General features: G+C 48.2%; 16 protein-coding genes and 3 pseudogenes. 8 read left to right on the forward strand and 11 right to left on the reverse strand.

Annotated features, from left to right (window positions below; translation table 11 throughout):
• Positions 1–184: 184 nt before the first annotated feature.
• Entirely contained in the window at positions 185–976 is a 792-nt protein-coding gene (locus KZE55_RS08215; protein ID WP_222258087.1) for a serine hydrolase, read from the forward strand.
• Between the two features lie 49 nt (positions 977–1,025).
• Complete coding sequence (locus tag KZE55_RS08220; RefSeq protein ID WP_222258088.1) at positions 1,026–1,868, forward strand: aldo/keto reductase; 843 nt, start codon at positions 1,026–1,028, stop codon at positions 1,866–1,868.
• A gap of 92 nt (positions 1,869–1,960) precedes the next feature.
• Here KZE55_RS08220 and ltrA read toward each other — a convergent pair whose 3' ends face one another.
• Positions 1,961–3,343: a group II intron reverse transcriptase/maturase gene (gene ltrA / locus KZE55_RS08225; RefSeq protein WP_222258089.1), complete on the reverse strand. Its 1,383-nt coding sequence runs from the start codon at positions 3,341–3,343 to the stop codon at positions 1,961–1,963.
• 714 nt (positions 3,344–4,057) lie between these two features.
• Between ltrA and KZE55_RS08230 the strand changes: the two are divergent.
• Both KZE55_RS08230 and gtfA read left to right on the forward strand, forming a co-directional pair.
• Positions 4,058–5,339: pseudogene (locus KZE55_RS08230) on the forward strand (MFS transporter).
• Between the two features lie 19 nt (positions 5,340–5,358).
• Positions 5,359–6,816: a sucrose phosphorylase gene (gtfA, locus tag KZE55_RS08235; protein ID WP_222258090.1), complete on the forward strand. Its 1,458-nt coding sequence runs from the start codon at positions 5,359–5,361 to the stop codon at positions 6,814–6,816.
• A gap of 66 nt (positions 6,817–6,882) precedes the next feature.
• Here the strand turns inward: gtfA and KZE55_RS08240 are convergent, their stop codons facing one another.
• Positions 6,883–7,542, reverse strand: coding sequence for a putative quinol monooxygenase (locus KZE55_RS08240; protein WP_222258091.1), 660 nt, complete (start codon positions 7,540–7,542; stop codon positions 6,883–6,885).
• A gap of 163 nt (positions 7,543–7,705) precedes the next feature.
• Between KZE55_RS08240 and KZE55_RS08245 the strand changes: the two are divergent.
• Both KZE55_RS08245 and abc-f read left to right on the forward strand, forming a co-directional pair.
• Positions 7,706–8,652, forward strand: a pseudogene (locus KZE55_RS08245) (Dyp-type peroxidase).
• 246 nt (positions 8,653–8,898) lie between these two features.
• Positions 8,899–10,373: pseudogene (abc-f, locus tag KZE55_RS08250) on the forward strand (ribosomal protection-like ABC-F family protein).
• 177 nt (positions 10,374–10,550) lie between these two features.
• Here the strand turns inward: abc-f and KZE55_RS08255 are convergent.
• The 7 genes from KZE55_RS08255 to KZE55_RS08285 form a co-directional block, all read right to left on the reverse strand.
• Positions 10,551–11,267 carry an alpha/beta hydrolase gene (locus KZE55_RS08255; RefSeq protein WP_222258092.1) on the reverse strand — a complete coding sequence of 239 codons (717 nt, stop codon included), beginning with the start codon at positions 11,265–11,267 and terminating at the stop codon, positions 10,551–10,553.
• Positions 11,267–12,724 carry an amino acid permease gene (locus KZE55_RS08260; protein WP_222258093.1) on the reverse strand — a complete coding sequence of 486 codons (1,458 nt, stop codon included), beginning with the start codon at positions 12,722–12,724 and terminating at the stop codon, positions 11,267–11,269. The genes KZE55_RS08255 and KZE55_RS08260 overlap by 1 nt, the downstream gene beginning before the upstream one ends.
• Positions 12,725–12,892: 168 nt before the next feature.
• Entirely contained in the window at positions 12,893–14,683 is a 1,791-nt protein-coding gene (gene recQ, locus KZE55_RS08265) for a DNA helicase RecQ (protein WP_222258094.1), read from the reverse strand.
• A gap of 66 nt (positions 14,684–14,749) precedes the next feature.
• A complete protein-coding gene (locus KZE55_RS08270; protein ID WP_222258095.1) occupies positions 14,750–15,430 on the reverse strand; it encodes a class I SAM-dependent methyltransferase in 681 nt (226 codons plus the stop codon).
• Positions 15,431–15,441: 11 nt separating this feature from the next.
• Positions 15,442–16,113: a potassium channel family protein gene (locus KZE55_RS08275; RefSeq protein ID WP_222258096.1), complete on the reverse strand. Its 672-nt coding sequence runs from the start codon at positions 16,111–16,113 to the stop codon at positions 15,442–15,444.
• Positions 16,106–17,449, reverse strand: a complete 1,344-nt coding sequence (locus KZE55_RS08280) for a TrkH family potassium uptake protein (protein ID WP_222258097.1) — start codon at positions 17,447–17,449, stop codon at positions 16,106–16,108. Before KZE55_RS08280 ends, KZE55_RS08275 begins: the two co-directional genes overlap by 8 nt.
• 583 nt (positions 17,450–18,032) lie before the next feature.
• Positions 18,033–19,115, reverse strand: a complete 1,083-nt coding sequence (locus KZE55_RS08285) for an ATP-binding protein (RefSeq protein ID WP_222258098.1) — start codon at positions 19,113–19,115, stop codon at positions 18,033–18,035.
• A gap of 137 nt (positions 19,116–19,252) precedes the next feature.
• Here KZE55_RS08285 and KZE55_RS08290 point away from each other — a divergent pair, with 137 nt between their 5' ends.
• Together KZE55_RS08290 and KZE55_RS08295 are read left to right on the forward strand one after the other, a co-directional pair.
• Positions 19,253–19,750 carry a GNAT family N-acetyltransferase gene (locus tag KZE55_RS08290; RefSeq protein WP_261313235.1) on the forward strand — a complete coding sequence of 166 codons (498 nt, stop codon included), beginning with the start codon at positions 19,253–19,255 and terminating at the stop codon, positions 19,748–19,750.
• Between the two features lie 154 nt (positions 19,751–19,904).
• A complete protein-coding gene (locus tag KZE55_RS08295) occupies positions 19,905–21,416 on the forward strand; it encodes an ABC transporter substrate-binding protein/permease (RefSeq protein ID WP_222258100.1) in 1,512 nt (503 codons plus the stop codon).
• A gap of 77 nt (positions 21,417–21,493) precedes the next feature.
• On the opposite strand, the gene KZE55_RS08300 is transcribed toward KZE55_RS08295, so the two are convergent.
• Both KZE55_RS08300 and KZE55_RS10445 read right to left on the reverse strand, forming a co-directional pair.
• Complete coding sequence (locus tag KZE55_RS08300) at positions 21,494–22,219, reverse strand: hypothetical protein (protein ID WP_315853367.1); 726 nt, start codon at positions 22,217–22,219, stop codon at positions 21,494–21,496.
• Positions 22,220–22,252: 33 nt separating this feature from the next.
• A complete protein-coding gene (locus KZE55_RS10445) occupies positions 22,253–22,537 on the reverse strand; it encodes a hypothetical protein (protein ID WP_315853368.1) in 285 nt (94 codons plus the stop codon).
• Positions 22,538–22,541: the final 4 nt, after the last annotated feature.

A 22,541-nucleotide genomic window follows, 5' to 3' on the forward strand; every position in this document is an offset into this window, starting at 1 on the left:
TTTTTACATACCTTCATATCATAGCCGAAAAACAAGCAATTTAATATAACGTTTTGTTAACAAATCGGTTCTGAAAATCTAAAAGTTAAAAAGTATCCTTAAGATTATTCTTCTGACTTTATTTTTCAATTATTATCGGTATCATTGTATTTATGTGGATTTCATGATTAAGGGGACAAATGATATGCAGCAAAGAACGCACCACCGTAAGAGAAGAATTTGGCTAGTTATCATCCTAATTATTTTGGGAATATGGGGAGTCCACCGCTATGGTTCCCTTAATAACCGTCTCACTAGCGCCTGGAACAAGATTATTTACACCTCAAATGGAAACGTGAGCATTGCGGTCTATTCACCCAGAACGCACCGGGTGTATTCCGCCGCTAACAAGCCCAACCATAAATTTCATGCTGCCAGTACTGTCAAAGTTGCTATTTTAGCAGGAATTATGCTTAAGCAGCCAAACGGGCTCACCGCCCACCAGGAAAGCTTGGCCAAGGCGATGATTGAACAAAGTGATAACACCGCGACGACCGACCTCTTTGAAAACTACTTAGGCAAACAGGCAGGGCTCCAGCAAACCTTTGATAAGTTTGGGATGACCGATTCCACTGCCCAGGAAAACTGGGGTCTGTCAACGACCACGCCACGTGACCAAATCAAGTTGCTCAATAATATTTTCTATAAATCAGCCATCCTCTCTAGTCAGCAACAGCAGACAATTCGTTCCTTGATGAGTAACGTTGACGCGGACCAAAACTGGGGGATCTCTGCGGACAGTAACAACTTTGCCATTAAGAATGGTTGGCTGAGCTACGAGGGCTCTGGTTGGATTGTGAACAGTATTGGCTACGTGAAGAACAATAACGGTACGGACTACACGATTGCCGTTTACACGGATAACAACTCCTCAATGGCGGGGGGGCAACAAACCATCGAGCAGCTCGCCCGGGTAACCAAGAACGCAATGAAATAAACATTTATTTTTGGATGTGTTACTATCAATTTGTAAGGAAGTGTATTTAATGGATATCAAGAGTAACCTTTTAACCCTTGCTGATGGTAATAAAATGCCTCAAGAAGGCTTCGGTCTGTACAAGGTCGATGGTCAAAAAACAATGACGGAATCAATTCAAAACGCCTACCAAGATGGTTACCGCCTCTTCGATACCGCCCAATTGTATGGTAACGAGGCTGAAGTCGGAACGGCCCTGCAAAAGTTAGCCATCCCCCGTAAGGATATTTTTGTAACCACCAAGGTCAGCGAAGACAACCAGGGCTACGACCGGGCAATCGCCTCCGTCAAGGAATCCTTAAAGAAGCTCCAGATGGATTACGTTGACCTCCTGCTAGTCCACTGGCCAATCCAACGTGCCTTCTTTGATACCTGGCGCGCGTTTGAAGATCTCAAGAAGGCGGGGTTAGCCAAGTCAATTGGGGTCAGCAACTTTGAAATGATTCACCTCCAGTACCTGGCCACCCAGGCACACGAAATGCCGGTCGTGGACCAAATCGAACTCCACCCCCTGCTTTCCCAAAAGCCACTTCTCAAGTTTAATCACGACCACCACATCGTCACCCAAGCTTGGAGTCCTCTTGGTCGGGGCGCGGTTCTTAACGAAGCGGTTCTCAAGGAAATTGGTGACCGCCACCATAAGTCACCTGCCCAGGTAATCCTGCGCTGGCACCTACAAAACGGCGTCTCCTTTATTCCGAAGTCCGTTCACGAGGCCCGGATTGCTCAAAACGCGGATATTTACGACTTTGAATTAACAAATAATGAAATGCAGCAAATCGATGCCCTAAATGAATACAAACGCACCGGTCGCGAACCCGAACTGGTTTACGAATATAACCAGCAGTACTAGTTACTAGAATCGAGTAGGAGGTAATTGATTAGTTCAATTACCGACCTCTCACACCACCGTACGTACGGTTCCGTATACGGCGGTTCGACAACTTAATCACATTGAATTGACTGGAGCGTCTTGGACATATTCATAAGTCCGAGTTGTTCCAGTTTTCTATTAGTTAGAGAATAGCTCAAGGTCTTACTATGTGCAGTTCGCCAGTAGCCCTTTCGGGTACTAGCGAAGACATATGCATCATGCTGGAACAGCCCCAACTTCTGTAAGTTAGTTACCTTAGTTTTAAACTTTTTCCATTGCTTCCAAATATACTGCCTTATTCGGACCCTCAACCACTTGTCAAGGCGTTGAATAAAGTTAGTTAGTTTCCCAATTGAGTAGTACTGAAGCCACCCACGCATTTTTCGGTGAATTTCTTCAAACATTCTTGTCAGAGATATTCCACGATTACGTTTAGTTAATAACTTCAGTGCTTTCTTTACTCGTTGTTGCGATTGTTTAGCTGGACGGGCGTAGGCCCCATTGTGGTCTACACCCAACGAAAAGCCAAGAAACTTCAACCGTAGCGGGCTACCGACTTTGGTTTTATCTGGGTTCACTTTAACTTTCAAGCGCTTTTCTAGAAACTGGGTAATGCTTCGCATTACTCGTTCTCCCGCCCGCTGACTTTTAACATAGATGTTACAATCGTCCGCGTAGCGCACAAAGTGGTGACCACGTCTGGTCAGCTCTTTATCCAACTCATTTAAATAGATATTCGCTAGCAGTGGCGATAGTGGTCCTCCTTGCGGAGTTCCTTTGTCGCTCCTAACGAACAGCCCGTGGTCCAAGATTCCGCTAGTCAAAAACTTACGGATAAGTCTTAGTGTCCATGGGTCATCAATATATTGTTGGAGGTATTTAATCATCAAATCATGGTTGACATTATCAAAATAGGCCTTAAGGTCTAAATCAACTACCCGTCGATAACCTTGATTATATAGCTTAACTACCTTTGCGATTGCGTCTTGGGCTCCACGATGAGGGCGGAAACCAAAACTATTATCCGAGAAAATACGCTCAAAGATTGGCGTGAGCACTTGGGCAACTGCTTGTTGGACCATGCGGTCCACTACCGTTGGTATCCCTAGTTTTCTCACTCCACCGTTGGGCTTGGGAATTTCCACTCGTTTAACCGGTACTGGCTTATAATTGCCTTCACGTAGGTTGGTGATTAACTCCGTTTTATTTTCTCTAAGATATTGCAGGAGGCCATCGACAGTCATATCATCAATGCCCGCTGCTCCTTTATTTCTCTTAACTCGCAAATAAGCCTGGTTCAGGTTATTGCGGTCCAAGACTTGGTCTTGGATAGTGACACTCATACCTTTACCTTCACCATAATCGGTACTACGCGCCCTTGTGTACTTTTGGTTTTCCAAACCTATCCTCGACAAGCGGTCAGCTTGTGGTTCTGTTTTCTGCGATTGTCGCACCTGATTACACCTCCGATATAAGTTATAAGTTATTATCGTTCGGTCCTTCATCTAATTAATTAGACTACTATGACCTCGGCTGACTTCTGGCTTACTCAACACAACATCACTGCTATGCTTGCTTCTGTGGAATTTCATTCATTCCTCTTGTCGGAAACGTGTAGGTCAGATCTCCCCGGGTAAGAATATTAACTTTCGTACCATGTCACCGTTAGCTTTACTGAAAGCAACTTCGAGTAGTATTGGACTTTAGTTTGTCTAGCAACCTTATCCAGTTACTCTCAGCCTTATAGCTACTTCTTGTTCATCGGTGCAGCACTTTGCCTTAGACTTCCTTCAGATTCCACCTCACAGCGGACACCCTTGTCCTCGGCTCATGGTTCCGACTACTACGGCCCATAGTGGACTTTCACCACCTAGCTAATACCCATGCCGGGCGCACTAGAAAAAGCTTCGGCACCGCCCTTAAAATAGGGGTGCCGGAGCTTTTTCCTTTTGCAACCCATTGAACAATCACTTCTGGTTAACCGTCTTTCTCAGTACCGATAAGCTTTCAGAGGCATTTTCAATTATCGCCGGCCCACCAGCAATGAAAGTGATTGCAAAATATTTTGATAAGCGTTTGACAATAGTAATTTTGCATTGTATATTATAGTCACAAATCAAATTGATAAACGTTTGTCAAGAGATTATCTTTTAGGAGCAATACGAGGTATGAATAACAAAAGTTCGATTATTACAAAGCTTGCGTTTCTATCCGTTTCCTTCATGGTGACTAGTGCTTACGCCATTCAAGGTTCCCTTCCACAACTGAAGGCCGCCTTGAACGTTACCCAGACCCAGTCTGAGTACTTGGTCACCACTCCTTCTTTTGCCGTCATGATTTTCGTGGTTCTCTCACCACTGCTTCAGGAATGGTTTCACATTTCTGATAAAAAGATCATCATGATGGGGGTTACGATTGTCAACTTTGCGGGGATTGTCCCGATGTTTGTTGACAACTACACCACGATTTTAATTTCGCGGTTAATCTTGGGGGCTGGATACGGTTTATATAATTCACAAGCAATCTCAATGATTTCGGTTTGGTATGAAGGTAGTGAGCGGGCCCAAATGCTTGGCTGGCGGGCCGCCGCGGAACAGATTGGTCAGGCATGTACATTAACGATTGCTGGCTTGTTTCTCAGCTTTGCCGGCTGGCACTTCTCATTTGCGGTTTACTTTTTGGCCTTTTTAGTCCTAATCTTCTTCGCACTGCGGGTTCCTGACGATAGCCAATCACAAGACGAAGACATTGACGAGGATGACTTAGCTGGTGACTTAACAGAGAGTCAGCCGCCGATTACTAAGATTAGCCCGGTGGTTTACCTACTCGTTCTCTTCGCCTTCCTACTCGTCACTGATTATGTAGGAATGGAGAACCGCTTCCCTGGATTAGCTGTTATGATTAAGGGGAGCCACTATGCAGGCTCATCGATGTTCTTGTCACTGATGTTGATTGGGGCTACTTTGGGCGGAATCTCTTACGGTGCCATCCAGAAGCGGCTGGGCTTTGGTATATCGAGCAGACGCCGTAAACCACATTTTTGGTGCCATCCAGAAGCGGCTGGGCTTTGGGACGGTCTACTTGGGGCTCGGCCTGATGGCGCTTGCTAACTTCCTGTTTGGCTTTGCCGGTCGTAACTTTGTCATGATGGTCATCGGCTTGTTGTTAATCGGTTTCCCACTTCAGTTGGTTTCACCGCTGATTTTCAACCTGCTGCCGGACTTGGCACCAGCTAACCGGCAACCACTGGTTACTTCACTTTGCCTGATTGGCTTTAACTTTGGTTCATTCTTCTCCCCATCGATTGCGGAATGGACCAACCACCTGCTGGGGAAGCCAACAAGTGGGATGGGGCTGGCGGCGCCATTCCCCGTTTACGGAGTCGTCCTGATCCTGATTGCGGTCATTATTTTTGTTGCTACTCGTCACAATATAAAACAAGCTCAATAATTTTTGGAGGTCTTTTATTATGCCAATTCAAAACAAAGCAATGTTGATCACCTATTCTGATTCCATGGCCAAGAACATTAAGGAAACTCACGAAGTCCTTAAGGAATACATTGGTGACGCCATCGGTGGTGTCCACCTCTTACCATTCTTCCCATCAACCGGTGACCGTGGTTTTGCCCCTTACCGTTATGATGTTGTTGACTCTGCCTTTGGTAACTGGGATGACGTCGAAGCACTGGGTGAAGACTATTACCTGATGTTTGACTTCATGATCAACCACATCTCCAAGAAGTCAGTAATGTACCAAGACTTCAAGAAGAACCATGACGCTTCCAAGTACAGCGACTTCTTTATCCTTTGGGAAAAGTTCTGGGAAGCTGCTGGTAAAAGTCGCCCTACCCAAAAAGACATCGACCTGATCTACAAGCGGAAGGATAAGGCGCCAGAACAAGAAATCGACTTTGACGACGGTAGCAAGGAACACCTTTGGAACACGTTTGGTGAAGAACAAATTGACATCAACGTTAAGAGTAAGGTTGCCCAGGAATTCTTCAGGCAAACCTTAACTGACATGGTTAAGCACGGTGCCGACTTGATTCGGCTAGATGCCTTCGCCTACGCTGTCAAGAAGGTTGACACGAACGACTTCTTTGTTGAACCTGAAATTTGGGACTTGTTAAACGCGGTTCGTGATATTTTGGCACCTTACAAGGCCGAAATTCTTCCAGAAATTCACGAACACTACACCATTCCACAAAAGATTTCCAAGCACGGTTACTTCATTTATGACTTTGCCCTCCCAATGACCACCCTGTACACCCTGTACTCTGGCAAGACGGAACGGCTTGCTAACTGGCTGAAGATGTGCCCAATGAAGCAATTCACCACGCTGGACACCCACGATGGAATCGGGGTTGTGGATGCTAAGGACATCTTAACTGATGACGAAATCAAGTACGCTTCTAACGAATTGTACAAAGTTGGGGCCAACGTAAAGCGGAAGTACTCCAGCGCTGAATATCACAACCTGGACATTTACCAGATCAACTCTACTTACTACTCCGCCCTTGGTGATGATGACAAGGCTTACCTGTTAGCCCGGGCATTCCAAGTATTTGCCCCTGGTATCCCAATGATCTACTACGTTGGTTTACTGGCTGGTTCAAACGACCTCGACCTGCTCGAAAAGACGAAGGAAGGGCGAAACATCAACCGTCACTACTACACCAAGGAAGAAGTTGCCAAGGAAGTTCAACGGCCAGTTGTTGCTAACCTGTTGAAGCTGTTGTCATGGCGGAACAAGTTTGCAGCCTTTGACCTGGATGGTTCCATCAAGGTGGAGACACCATCTGAAACGACCATTAAGATTACTCGTCAAGACAAGGATGGGGCTAACGTGGCTGTCTTGGATGCCGATGCTGCTAAGAAGACCTTCACCATCACTGCAAACGGCGAAATCGTTATGGAACAAAAGTAATTTCTCTTCAGAACTCTCTTAAATCTTCTACAAAAAAGGATTGGCGAAAAATTTCGCCAATCCTTTTTAATTATTATTCTGATTAACCAGAACGTCACCAATCGTTTGCTTGACGTCCTTATTTTCAACCCATTGCTTGGTGTTATCTTTGTAAGCCTGGTAAGCAGGGTCAGCAACGTGTTGACGGTAATTATCTTCTGACTGGAAGACTTCGTAGATTACCCATTCATTCGGCTTCCCTTCTTCAGTGCCCACGTAGACAGCTAACATCCCTGGGTCGTTGCTCAACGCCCCCTGTAATTCAGCTGTCACTGCCTTTTTATATTCGGCCTGGTGGTCGGTGGCAACCGTCATCCGTACGATATTGACCCACAAGTCGTTCGGCGTACTAATGTTTAGTGCCACGTTTTGGTGACCCATAAACTGGGGTACCAGGTCAATTTCATCATGCTTAGTGATCACGCCATCCATTTCCTGTTTAAACTGTTGGTACTGGCCAGAACTAACGTGTTCTTTGTATGCTTCCTGGTTGTCAAAGACCTCAAACAGGTAGTTACTCGTGAGGTCATCTGGCTGGTGCGAAGCATACATTCCAAAGGTACCGTCTTCAATCGCCACCGCCGTGATCAGGCTACCACGGTTAGCATTTAAATATTGCTCATATGTGTCTGGAGCGATTTTAATCAGGTGCATCTTAAACACGACAGAATTATCGGTATTCATCATAGTTATTTGATCCTCTTGTATTTAATAATGCTTATATCATAAGCCAAAACGCTATCTAAAGTAAATTGGAAACTTTTTGGTCCCGTCAACAGCAGGCTATGACACCCTTAAAATGGTATAATAAGAAGTGGAATTGGAACTAATGTGAAGGGGGATTTTTCCAATGACTATGAATCCAAGTAAAGCGCAAGATATTTGGAAAGATGCAGGGGAACACGTTCAATTCACTGTTCTCGAGCTTAATCGACAGGACCAGGCCAAGGAACAAGCGGCAATCCAAGAATTTGTGGACCGCTACCAAGCAATTGTTCGTTCCCTCAGAATTCGTGATAACAAGGGTGATTTAAGAGCTTCACTCGGTTTCAGTAGTGCGGCATGGGACTACCTCTTCCCTGACGCACCCAAGCCAAAGGAACTGGAACCATACGAGACGCTTGCCACCGAAAAGTACTCAATGCCAGCCACGAAGGGTGATATTTTCCTCCACATTCGGGCTAATGACGAGGCCGTTGTCTACGAACTGATCAGTCAATGCCGCCTCTTCTTAAAGGACATCACCACCGTTGTTGATGAGACGAAGGGCTTCCGTTACTTCGAAGGCCGGGCCATCATTGGTTTCATTGACGGTACCGAGGCACCCCAGGTTGAAGACGCTGCTGACTACGCTATCGTCGGTGATGAAGACCCATTCTTTGAAAACGGGTCCTACGCCTTCGCCCAAAAGTGGCGCCACCACATGGACATTTGGAACAAACTGACCACCGAGGACCAGGAAAAGGCCGTGGGGCGGAAGAAGTTCTCCGATTTGGAACTGCCAGATGGTGAAAAGTTTAAGAACGCTCACAACGTTGCCCCCAGGCCAAGATTAATGGGGTTGAACAAAAGATTGTCCGGATGAATGTTCCTTACTCTGACCCCGCTTCTGGTATCACCGGGACCTACTTCATCGGCTACTCACGTTACTGGAAGGTTACGAAGACGATGCTCGAAAACATGCTGAAGAACGAGGACTACCTGCTTTCATTCTCCGACATTCTTACCGGTCAGCTCTTCTTCATCCCATCCCGGCCACTGCTTGACAAGATTGCCGATGGCGAATTAAACAAGTAGTTGACAAGCAAAAGAAAAGTTATTATACTGGCATCATTATTTATACGGAGGGATCAACTATTGAAGTTTTAATTCTACACATTTTAAGATTGTTAGTTCGGCATACGGCGCGAATTAGCTTTCCCGGGTAGAATTATAATTTCATTCAGTTGGTTCCATTATTGACGGCCAAGTCCCGTCAAAAAAGAGCCTATTCTACGCGGGTAGGCTATTTTTTTGCGCTCCAGAAAGGAACGTGATCATCTAATGGAACCGATTATTATTAAAAAGCTTACCTTTGCATACCCCGGCCAATCCCCCCTCTTTTCCAACCGTCACTTAAATATTAACAGTGACTGGAAGATGGGCCTACTGGGGCGCAACGGCCGGGGAAAAACGACCCTAATGAAGATTCTCTTACACCAGCTGGACTATACGGGGACGGTGACCAGCAACCTTAACTTTGCCTACTTTCCACTAATTACCGACGAAAGTGACGACCTGGTAGTTAATACCCTGCTAGGGGCACCCGGCCTCACCAACCTGGCCCAATGGCAAATCGAACGTGAGCTGAACACCATGGGGGTCGACCCAGCAATTCTCTGGCAACCATACAACACCCTCAGTGGGGGTGAACAGACTAAGGTCCAACTTGCCGCCCTCTTCGCCTTATCAGGAGCCTTCTTCCTGCTTGATGAGCCAACTAACCACTTGGACCAGGTAGGGCGCAACCAGGTAGCCACCTACTTGCAGGCCAAGCAACAGGGCTTTATCCTTACCAGCCACGACCAGACCTTCCTCGACACCGTCATCGACCACACCCTGGTGCACCAGTTAGTCCTAGAACAGGGCAATTACGCCACCTACTTTGCCCAGAAGAAGCGGCGGGACCAGGAGGCCGCCGCCAAGAATCACCAGCTTAAGGCCGAAATCAAGGAGCTCAAGAAGACCCGGCAGCAACGGTCGCAGTGGGCCCAACGAGCGGAAAACGAAAAGAAGAATAATTCGCACGCCGACAAGGGCTTCATTGGCGCCAAGGCCGCGAAAATGATGAAAAAAGCTGTGACCACCACGAACCGGTTAACCTCCGCCATTGAGGACCGGCAAGGACTAATGGCGGAGGTCGAAGAAATCGTCCCCCTCCCTATTAACCTGGTCACAACCCACCACGAACTCCTCCTCAGTGTTGATAAGGTTAACTTGAGCTGGGTATCCACGCCCCTCTTCCAACCCGTCAACTTAACGGTCAAGGCCGGACAACAAGTGACGCTATCAGGTCCGGAATTGGGAAGTCGAGCCTAATCAAGGCCTTCTTTGGGCAGTTTACGGGGAAAATCACGGGAAACATTTCCCTTGCTCACGGGATAAAGATAAGCTGTGTTCGTCAGGACTATGCCACCAACCACGGCACCTTGCGGGAATTTGCCCGGCAGAACCAGCTAGAGTATGACCAGTTTCTTAATATCCTGCGTAAGTTAGGGATGGAAAGAGCCAGCTTCACCGTCCCAATCGAGCAAATGAGCATGGGCCAGCAAAAGAAGGTTGAGTTGGCCAGGTCGCTAGCCACCCCCGCCAACCTCTACGTCTGGGACGAGCCCCTGAATTACCTCGATACCTACAACCAGGACCAATTGATCAAACTCATTCACGACTACCGACTACCCCTCCTCTTTGTCGAACACGACCAGTGTTTCATCAACGCTGTTGCCAGTAAGAAGGTTGAATTATTGCCCGGGAAATAAAAATGAAGCTGAAAGGGGGTGTGACATAAGTCTCCTATATAGTTGAAAATGCTACAGCGCAGTACACAAAGGGGCTCTAGCGTTCGGATTCTCCGAACGCTAGAGCCCCTTTGTGCTTGCGGGGGTTCGAAAACGAACTAGCAAGCTAGTTCTGTCTTACTCCCTCAGCTTCGCTTTTTATTTAAGATTCAGTTCCTGAAACCATTCCAAAAAGAGTGGGAACCACTTAGCCATGTGCTGGTCCTGACGATTGTAGTTAACAATTCCGGTGTAGTGGTTGGCAAGGGCAATCCCGTGTCCACCAGTACTAAATTCGTGAAGTTCAAACAGGACACCATGTCTGGCCAGTGCATTTGCGTAGTGGGCAACGTGTTCCAGGTAGGGGGTAAGGTCATCCTTAATCGATCCCCAGATAAAAGTTGGCGGCGTCTGGGCCGTCACCAGCTTGGCAACGTCTTCCGTCTGGACACCCATCCGCTGGTCAATTGTCGGCTGGATAACCGGGTAACCAAGGCCGACAAACTTGGCCCGGGTTGCCAGTTGGTTACTGTATGCAGCAGCCAGCTGGCCACCCGCTGAGAAGCCCAGGACCCCTAGCCGCTGTAGCTCAAGATCAAGAGCAGTAGCATGATCCACCAGGTAGTCGAAAGCCTGGGCCAGGGCCCGTTTAGCCGCCTGGTAGTCCTTGTGTTCTACTACCGGGTAACGGATAACGAAGGCCTGGAAGGCGTGCGTGGCCATCGTTACGGCCACCCGCTCGGAATCGCGTTCCATAATTTTGTTGTAGCTCCCTCCGGGGACAATCACAACTCCCGGCAAGGGTTCATCCGTGTTGCTATGGTAAATATCAATTGACGAAAAGGGTTCACTTAGTTTCACATTTCGAATATCCATCAAATCACCTTATTATGTTTGAGTTGGCCACCGCGAAGATTAACATCCTTTAACGGAATCAAGTGGGTATGGTAGCGCAGGCGGTAGTACAGCCACAGGACAAGTAGGAGGGGAACACTGAGGTAGGTCAGAATGATCTGCTGCCACTGCCCCTCCAAAATCGCTGTCGGGTTTTGGCCGATAATAACCACTGCACAAAGGACGACCGCTAAAATGGGCCCAAACGGATAAAATGAGGCCCGGTAGCGGAGGTCGTTAATATCATACCCCTGTACCTGGTATGCCCGCCGGAAGCGGAGGTAGGCAACCGCCATCCCCATCCAGGTCAGGAAACCGGCCAGGCCACTGGAGTCAATCAGGAATTCGTAGATGCCCGGGCCAAAGATTCCTGTCAAGAAGGTCAAAGAGGCGACCAAAGTGGATGCCATCAGGCCGTAGATTGGGATCCCCCGTTTATCGGTCCGGCCAAAAATCTTCCATGCCTGCCCTTCATGGGCCATCGAATAGATCATCCGGGTGGAAGCATACATCCCGGAATTAGCAGCAGAGATGACCGCCGTTAGGATAACCGCGTTCATTGTGCTCGCCGCAAATGCCAAACCGGCCCGCCGAAAGACCAGCGTGAATGGACTAATGGTAATATCCTTAACCGAGGAGCCCAAGAGGTTCTTACTGGTGTACGGCAGGACACAAGCAATGACAAAGATTGCCAAAATATAAAAAAGCAGGATTCGCCAGAATGTCGAATGGATGGCCTTAGGAATACTCTTTGACGGGGTTGCCGATTCACCAGCGGTAATACCCACTAGCTCAGTCCCCTGGAAAGAAAATCCCGCCACCAAAAAGACGCTTAAAATTGTCGGGGCCCCACCAACAAATGGTGCCTGCTTGTAAGTTAGATTGTGGAAGCCAATTGCTTGGCCCCCCATGATACCAACGATTACGCATAGACCGACGATTAAGAAGAGGACCACGGTCAGGACCTTAATAATGGCCAACCAGTATTCTGCCTCACCAAAGGCACTAACAGCTAGGGCGTTGACCGTGATGATGTAAATCAAGACAACTAGGCTAAATATCCAGCTCGGCACGTGCGGAAACCAGAAATTCATAACAATTCCGGCGGTCGTACTATCCACCGCAACGGTCAATGCCCAGTTGAACCAGTAGATCCACCCCATTGAAAAACCCAATGCGGGGTCAACGAAACGGGTACAGTAGGTCGCAAAGGACCCGCTGACCGGCAAAAAAGTCGCCATTTCACCGAGGCTTGTCATCAAGAAATAGACCATGATCCCCATGATCGTATACCCCACGATTGCGCCGCCTGGTCCAGCGGTGTGAATTGCTGAACCACTGGCGATAAACAGCCCGGTTCCAATCGAGCCACCTAACGCAATCATTTCTAGGTGCCGGGTTTTTAGTAACCGACGCACATGATTACTCTGTTCACTCATTATGCCACTCCCTTAAAGTAAGCTAGAATTATTCTACACTTCTCAAGCCGCACTTTCAAAAAAGAAGCTGCGAAAGCACAAGGCGGACTCTAATATTCGGATTTTTCCGAACACTAGAGTCCGCTTTATGTATTGCGTTATAACTTCTTCCTAGCCGCTTTCTTAATATCATTCTTTTCCCGCCAGGTACTCACCAATGACGTCCATCATGGTCTCCCCGTACTGTTCGAGCTTACGCTGACCGACCCCATTAACCAGCAGAAAGTCCCGCTGCGTCTGGGGCTTTGACTGGGCCATCTCATGCAGGGTCCGGTCAGAGAAGACCATAAACGGGGGCACTCCCTGCTCATCAGCCAACTCCCGCCGCCTTTGCCGGAGTTTTTCAAAGAGGGCTGCTACGTCTGGTGACTCTGCTAGCTGGGTTCGGGCCCGCGATGGTGCTTCTTCTTGACGGCGGGTCACCTTCTTTTCGCCATCCAGGACTTTCCACCCAGCCTGCGTAATCCGTAAAACTGGGTACTGGGCTCCCGCAGTTTCTAAGATACCGGTCGCGACCAGGTAATCAATCAGGCTCGCTGCCGACTGCTTGCTTAACTTTTTGAGGGCCCCGAAATGTTCAAGACTTTGGGCATCAATTTCTCGCATCCGTTGGCTTTGCGAGCCGGTTATCGCCTGGGCAACGACACCCTTACCGAAGCGGCCGCCCAGTTCCTTGACCAGGGCAATCACCTGCTGACTTTCCGTCGTAATATTCTGGACCGTCCGTTGGTCCGTGCAGTTGCTGCAGTGACCACAAGGCGGACAATCCTGGCCAAAGTAACGGACGATGAACTGCTGAAGGCATTCCGGCGTGCTAGCGTAATTCGCCACGGCCTGAAGCTTCTGGTACTGGCGATCACGATAATCATCGTCCGCCGTTGACTGGTCGATAAACCAGCGGTACTGGCGAATATCATTGGGGTGGTAAATCAAGATTGCCTCACTCGGTAGGCCATCCCGGCCGGCACGCCCCGCTTCTTGGTAGTAGGATTCAATATTCTGCGCACTAGTGGCATGAATGACGAAGCGGACGTTGCTCTTGTCAATTCCCATCCCAAAGGCGCTCGTGGCTACGATCGTGTTGACCCGGTCAAACTGAAAATCATCCTGAACCTGGGCCCGGTCAGCGGAATCCATACCGGCATGGTAACCCGCAACGGAGAAGTGCTGCCCAGCCAGATAATCGGTAAGTTCATCAACCCCTCGGCGAGTATTAACGTAGATTATCCCCGCCTCGTCCTGGTGCTCTTTTAAGTAGTCACGGATGTAACGCCGGGTAGACGTCTCGGGATGGGCCACCCGGAAACTGATGTTAGGTCGGGCAAAACTCGTAATGATAAAATTATCCTTGCTGATTCCTAATTGATTACCAATGTCTTCTTGAACCGCCGGGGTAGCCGTCGCCGTCAGGGCAAGGATGTTGGGGCGGGACTTAAGCTGGTCAACCGTATCCTTTAATTGCCGGTAAGCTGGCCGAAAATCGTGGCCCCACTGTGATATACAGTGAGCCTCATCGATTGCAACAAGGTCAATTGGAAGAAAATTTAACTGGTAGCGAAAGTAGTCCATGTTAAGCCGCTCGGGAGTAACATAAATTAGCTTGATCCGGCCCTCATAGGCGCCCCGCAGGATTGGGTTGACCTCCTCCTGGGGGATTGTCGAATTGATGGCCGCCGCGTTAATCCCGTTTTGCCGCAGGGAATCCACCTGGTCCTTCATTAAGGAGATCAGTGGGGACACAACGACCGTAATCCCTTCACTAACTAGGGCAGGAATCTGGTAGCAAAGTGACTTGCCACCACCAGTTGGCATAACAGCAAGGACATTTTGCTTAGCAAGGACCCGGAAAATCACTTCTGACTGGCCCTTGCGAAACTTCGTAAAGCCAAAATTATCTTTAAGAACCTGCTCCGGTGACATACCAACATTCCCTTCTCTATTCATCTATCTTATAAGTACGGCTGCTTGAGCCCCATGCACTAAATTTTAGGAACGCTTGGCAATCAAAACCTTGGTTGTAATCCAGGGACCACCCCACCAGCCATCAAAGCCGGTATTAATGACTTGAATGTCGTCAAAGCCAACGTTGCTAAGGACCTGACGGTATTCCTTCATCGCCTGCGTGTCTAAAATCACGAGGGTCCCGTGGGCCTTCAGTACCCGGGCGGTTTCCTGGAGTGCCCGGCCCCGTTGAATGGCGGGTGTGATATTATGTAAAGCCGAATCAATCACCACGTAGTCAAACAGCTGGTTAGCAAACGGTAAATTTGTCATTGACCCATCAACCAATTTTACCCGGTCCGCCAACTTGGCGGCAGCAACCCGCCGCTTGGCAATTTCCCGGCTCTGCTGCCAGTCAGCAATTCCCGTTACCTTTCCGGGGACCTGGAGCTGGCCGGCAATCATCATTAAGTCTGTCAACCGTCCAGCACTAAAGTCCAGTACCTGGGAATTTTTGGGAACCGCCAACTGCTGTAAAAGGCGGTGCCAGATTTTCTCGTGTCCCCGGGAAACGGTATGGCAAAAGATTCCGGCCCAAATAATAATCAAGGCCACCCATATCAGGTTCCAGTATTCATGACTAGCAAAGGCACCAATGAGACCGGTGAATACGGCAATTAGCGCAATAATAGCAATGGTAACAACACTGATAGCACTCTTTCTCACTCTTCTCCTCCTTAATCTTGGATAAGTTCATTTAGCCGCTGGATATCCTTCGTACTGCCCACCACTGTAATCTTGTCGTGGGGCTGGATAACGTCATCAGCCTGCGGCATCTGGTTGATCTCGTCATTTTCACTCACAATGATAATCACATTAACCCGGTAACGGTTCCGGAAGTCAATTTCTCCAATGGTTTTTCCATAGAACTTCGGGTTATTAACGTTGACCTCCGCCAGGGTCGTTTCCTTGCTGAGGTTTACGTAGTCAACTAGGGTCGGATTCAGTTGCTGGAAGATCAGCCGCTTTGCCAAATCATGCTCGGGCCGCACCACCATATCCGCCCCCACCCGTTCCAGGACACGGGCGTGGTTAACATTTTCTGCTCGGCAGACAACGTCAGGAGCCCCTAGGTCCTTGGTAATCAAGGTAGCCATGATGCTGGCCTCGATGTTTTTTCCGATTGAAATGTAAACATGGTCAAAATGACCAATGTCGACCTCCCGCAATGCGTCCTCATCCTGGGCATCGGCGACAATTGCCCGCATCACGGTGTTTGCCAGCTCATTAACGACTTCAGGGTTGGAGTCAATTGCCAAGACCTCCTGACCGGCCGCAACCAGTGACTCACAAATTGCGGCTCCAAACTGGCCAATACCAATAACGGCGTAGCTTTCTTTTTTAGCCAATTAAAACACTCTCCTCTGGATAACGGTAACTCTTCACGTTCGGCTGGGCATTAAAAATGGAGAACATCACGGTGTAGATGCCCACCCGGCCGATAAACATTAACGACATAATCACGAGCTGGCCAAAGAGGTTCAAGCTCTGGGTGATTCCCAAGGAAATCCCGGTGGTCCCAAAGGCCGCTAACACCTCGAAAGTCACGTAGCCCAGGGAATCATGCTTGGGAAGGTCCTGAGTTTCCACCAGCAATAGGATGGCCAGCATAACGATACAGAGGGCAACAAAGAATAGGGTCAGGGCCCGGTTGATGTTACTCTGGGTGAAACGCCGGTGGGCAAAGTTCGTGTCACGTTGGCCACGCAGGGTCGCAATACTCTGGGTAGCTAGGAGACCAATCGTGGTCGTTTTGACCCCACCAGCCGTAGATCCCGGCGTACCGCCAATAAACATCAATATGATTGTCAAACTTATTCCCGCGGCACTCAGCTTGGTATAAGGGAAGGTAACTAAACCGGCTGTCCGCGGGGTAATTGCCATGAAGAGGGTATTTAACAACCGCTGGGGGTAGCTGATCTGGCTGCTCAACTGGGCCAAGTTATGTTCCGTCACAAAGTAAACGATAAAGGAAATGACAAAGATCACGGCACCGGTTCGTAAGGCCAGTGTTGTATGAAGGGAAAGGTGGTGGTACTTATGATAGTTGAGGAGGTCCTTCCAAACTAAGAAACCAAGTGACCCGGCAACAATTAACACGGCCAGGACACAAATCATGTACGGGTCATTCAGGTAATTTTCCATACTGTTACCGAAGAGGTCAAAGCCGGCATTGCAGAAGGCCGAAATGGAATGGAAAATGCTGAACCAAATTCCCTTTCCCACCCCGTAACGGGGATAGAAGTCGAAGAACAAAAAGACTGCCCCGCAGACCTGGATCAACAGCGATAGCTTAATAATCAGGTAAACAACGTTCAGCTGCGACAAGTTGTCCAGGTTAAGGGCCTCCTGAGTCAGCAGACGGGTCGACATCTGCACCCGCCGGCGAATCATCAACGACATCATGACGGCAAAGGTCATAAATCCTAGACCCCCTACTTCCATCAAAAGGGCAATCACCGTCTGCCCAAAGAGGGTCCAGTGGGTGGCCGTACTAACCAGGGTCAACCCCGTCACGCAGGTTGCACTCGTTGACGTAAAAAAGGCCGTCATGAAACTGGTGTGAAGGCCACTGGCGGTCGAACATGGCAGTAACAATAAAACTGTCCCGATGGCAATCACCACTAAAAATCCCAAAGTCAGTAATTTAGGAAATGAATAGCGGTGCTTATTGATCTCTATCAAGTTACTTCCCCCTATTATCTTATCAATTAATTATAAGCATTTTTATGGGGGGCTGTACAATTATTTCCCGGGAAATAGAAAAGGAGAAGCTGAAAAAACATCAGAGTGTGCCTTTGGCTAATATAGGACGACTGTTGGCACGGTTCGGGCCAGCAATTGCCTGCAATCAATGGACTTGCTTTGCGACGCTAGACACTGGGGGCATGGACGCGGAGCAAGCCTATTTGGTTTCCCCGCGATTACCGTGTAATATTTGTAAAGCAAAAGTGGCTGGTGAGAAAACATAGTTTTCTCTCAGCCACTTGTCTTAATCATTGCTACCCAGTAATACGACTTATATATGATGTTTGGATGTTAATTGGATGAAAGGAAAATAATTCAATATTATCGTAGCAACGTTATTTTCATTATGTAATAGCAAATATCAAATTTGCTTTTTTAATTATAGCAAAAAATATTGTGAAGTAAAGCACTATTTAAAAATGTTAACGTTTGGCGATTATTTTTAACATTGAAACCGCCCTGTAACGATAGCGCTTTCATTAAAAACTACAAGCATTGTGAATATTCACACAGTCGGTGCTCAATCTGTCCACCACTCCGGCGTATTTACGACCACTTGCTGGGCACCGCCGGCCGTTTGCAAAAAGGCCTGACCAGTTGGTAAACCTGCTACCGTAGAAAACGGTACCGTCGTTGACAGGGCGGTTAATTCGTCGGCACTTAGGAGACGGTGAATAAGGACTGTATTAAACTGTGACCGCATTTTAGCGGGCAGGTCTAGCGGTGACTGGGCTGTCAAAATCATCCGGAGATGAACCTTGCGTCCCTCCCGGAGGATCTGAAAAATTCCGTTGTGACTAAGGGACTGGCCGTTAGCGGGCAGGTAGCGGTGGGCTTCGTCAAGAACGATGTTCACCGGAAAAGCGGTCCGCTTCTGGAGACGGTTATTTAAAATAATCTTGAGAAGGTAGGAAATAATGGCCCCCTGACGGCTTTCAAACTGTTTCAGCATGGAGAGGTCAATGACTAGGGTCCGGTGACTACTGCGGTGGGCCAGGAACATCTTTAGGACAAACGAAAGCTCTGTTTTTGCCCTTCCCGGGTGGGGGACCATATCAAAAATCCGGCGGAAGTAAGGGGTGCTCAGGCGCTCACGAAGGTTCATCATCGCCGTCCATGCCCGACTAATGGTGGCGTAATCATACACCTGACCCAGCAGGTGGTAGTCGGCCCGGCTATCCGGAAAGGGAATGACCATTTCTTCAACTAGTTGGTCTGGCAATTGGGCAATTTGATATTCACTCGTCCAAGTGCTTAACTGGTTGAGTAATTGTTGGTACTGGTCGATTGCCTGAACCGATTTCTCCGTTAATAAGGGTGGGGCCCCCAGTACCTCCTGCAATTCACTAGCATTGAGTTTCCCCGCTTCCAGGTATGCATTTTCTCCCAGAGTATAGGTCACAGCGTTAGGTAATTGGGCATACTCGCCTGTTGGATCAAGGACGATTGCGGTCTGATTCTCATGCTGAAACTGATCAAGTAAAGACAAGGTCGTAGTAATTTTCCCACTTCCCGTCTGTCCGACGATCAGTAAGTGGTGAGCCTTAAGAAAATCCACGGCGACCTTTTTGCCGTCAACCAAATTAAGTGCGTTTGCTACCATTATTGTTCCTCCTTGCTTCCGCCATCATAAATCGCTGAATTATCCTAGTTGGTATCTTACCGCCGCTTCTGGTAGAATGGCAACTATATAAGGAGTGATATTTTTTGGATTTAGACATACAGCCCGTGAGGTTTAGCTTGAAAGGATATTCAACAGTTAAACAGCTATACATGCGGGCCTTTCCGAAGTATGAACGGGAGACTTGGCCTTGGATGATGCTCAAAAGCCACTTTAGGGAGGCCGACTTTATGGCCTTTTACGATCGACAACGCTTTGTCGGCTTTGCCTACGTCATCCACAGTCACGGCTTTCACTACATCCTCTTCCTTGCCGTTAACGACCAGCTGCGTTCGCAAGGGTATGGCAGCCGGATCATCGCCGAACTGCGGAAGCTGTACCGCAAGGACTCCCTGATCCTAGACGTTGAACAGCCTAACCCTCAAGCGCAAAATAACCATCAACGGTTACGTCGCATCGCCTTCTACCGACGCAATGGTTTCTACCTCACGTCAAAAAGAATTGAGGAAAGCCAGATGACTTACCAAGTTCTCGCTACTAAAAAACGTATCAACCAGCAGGGAATTGACCGGATCTTTCAATGGTTTGCCTGGCCCCTTGGCTGGTTTATCCAATAATAAATGCTAATCTTATCCGCAAAGCAATATTCATTGCTTTTGCGGATTTTTTGTATATTTAAGGGTTATTTAAATTTAAACTTGCATAAGTATACATATTAGTGTATATTACATAGTTAATTACTAGAATTTCTTACGCAAAGGAGAATTAACTATGAAGCACATTAAACATCTCATAATGGCAATCATTGTCCTGGCTTCAATAGTTGTTTCACCGCTGACCGCCCTGGCGGACACCACCAGTTCCAACAGCAGTCAGACTAGTGCAACAACCAGCAGTGCGCCAGCGAACGATGATTCACTGCAAAAGATCAAGCAAAAGGGTGTCCTGGTCGTCGGCACCAGTGCGGGCTACCCACCATACGAATTTACCACCAAGAAGAACGGCAAGACCGAGTACATTGGTTTTGAAATGTCCCTTGCAAAGCAACTTGCTAAGGACCTGGGGGTAAAGCTGGAAATCAAGAACATGGACTTTGATTCACTCCTCGTGGCCTTGGAATCCCACAAAATTGATGTGGCAATTGCCGGTATCAACATCACTCCCGAGCGTAAGAAGAGCGTTGATTTTTCCAAACCGTACTACAAGGGAACCAAGTATTTCCTGATCAACAAGAAGGATAAGGCTAAGTACAAGACCTACACCGATTTTAAGGGAAAAACCGTTGGGACCGAAAACGGGGCCATGGAATATTCTCTAATTAAGAGGAATATCCCCGATGTTAAGGAAAAGGGACTCGCTAAGTGGTCTTCACTGGTTATCGCCCTCCAGTCCCACAAACTTGACGGGGTCCTGATGGATTCGGCAACGGCCCAGGCTTTTGCAACGGCCAACCCCGACCTATACGCCTTCTACTCGCACATTAAAATCCACACGGCTGGTGTCGCCATGGCCTTCCCGAAAGGAGCCATCATCTTAGAGAACGCCGCTAACAAGACGGTCGACAAGGTTAACAAAGAACACCTAATTCAAAAGAAGTGGCTACCCCAGGCTGCTAAGCAAATGAAGGCCACCAATAAGAGCAATACGGTTGCCAATTACTGGTCATTCTTCCTCAAGGGGGTTAAATACACCCTTCTGATTGCCATCATCTCGGCACTGTTTGGTGTCCTCCTCGGAATCCTTTTTGCCCTGATGCGGTTATCCAGCAGCAAACTCCTCCACAGCATTGCGGTTGCTTACATTGAGTTCATCCGGGGCACCCCAATGCTGGTCCAAATTATGTTCGTCTACTTTGGAATTGGGGCCCTGATTCAGTCGCTGCCGGCCCTGCTCGCCGGAATCATCGCCGTGTCAATCAACTCGGGGGCCTATGTGGCAGAAATCATCCGGTCTGGGATCCAGTCACTGCCGATTGGTCAGACTGAAGCAGCCCGGAGTCTGGGGATGACGAAGCACCAAGCCTTCCACTACGTCATCATCCCCCAAGCCCTAAAGAATAGTTGGCCAGCATTAGGAAACGAATTTATCACCCTGCTAAAGGATAGTTCACTGGTCTCCACTATCGGGGTTAGCGAGCTGATGTACGAAACTCAGTTGGTTCAGGCTGACACATATAAGGGTGTCCTGCCCCTCTTTATCACAATGCTGATCTACTTCGTCTTAACCTTCACTTTAACCCGGCTCCTCAATCACTTTGAAAAGGTAATGAACCGGAAATATTAGCACCGCAATTTTCGGTAATTTAAATAAGTCCCCAGAGTTGAACAAAGATTCAGCTCTGGAGACTTATTTTTACATCATTAATTCATATAGTCTAAATCATCATACTGCGTATCTGCTTGTTGCTTAGCCATGTCTTGACTCTGGTAATAAACCGCATCAACGTGGAGGTCGGCACCACCAGCTTCAACCAAAACCTTAACCTGCTTACCGTTAATGGTTTCATTATGAACGGCAAAGTAAGTTCCGGCACCAGCCGTTTGGGTCCAGCCGTGGATGCAAAGCCAGTTCATCCCCTTAGCATTAACAAAAATTGCCCGGGCCCAGTCCTTCGTAGCGTCCACCACCGCCTCGTCGGTTGCATTACTATCGTCTTCCAAGAATGAGTTATCCTGCTTATACAGTGATTCGGTACTACCACCATCGGGGCCATCATAACGGTAGGTGTGACTGCCAAAGGTGACCGTCCCATCATTATCATTATCAGCAGTATACCAAGTACCCTGCATATCACTAGGCACGCTGGCTGGCCCCTTATTACCATACTTACCGGTCTGCGTACTCGTTCCCGCATTGTCTGTGTTAGGGCTTGTCAAACCACCATTGGTCTTACCAACAACCTTGGCCCCCTTGGCAAGGTTATCAACCAACTGCCCCTGACCATTATCATTCAGGTAGTCGACCATCTTTGAACGACTAACCGTGCCCAGTTTCTTGGCCTGACCCGCATTGGCGTTTTCATAAATGGTGACATTGCTTCCCTTTAACGTGTATACCAGGCCACTCGGCTGACCGTTAACGGTCACGTTGTAGGCAACGCCCTGACCATTGTCACTCAGCTAGTACTTATTCGTCCGAAAAAGGTTAACCTGCAAGCCCTTCTGTTGAGCTGACTTGGCAGTTGAAGCCCACTTATTGCCGTACTTATTACCAGCATAAGCAGTGATTACCGCAACCGATTGCTGCGGCGATTGGTTATCCTTATCAACCTTGCCATTTGTCTTTGCCGCAATCAAACTGGACGACGAACTCTGTTGACTGCTGCCGTTAGAATGGGCACCACAGCCAGCGAGCAGGAGTGTGACACCCGCTATTAAAACTAAGATTAATTTTCTATTTTCCAATGTG

This window comes from Limosilactobacillus panis (genome assembly GCF_019797825.1).
GTDB classification, from domain to species: domain Bacteria; phylum Bacillota; class Bacilli; order Lactobacillales; family Lactobacillaceae; genus Limosilactobacillus; species Limosilactobacillus panis_A.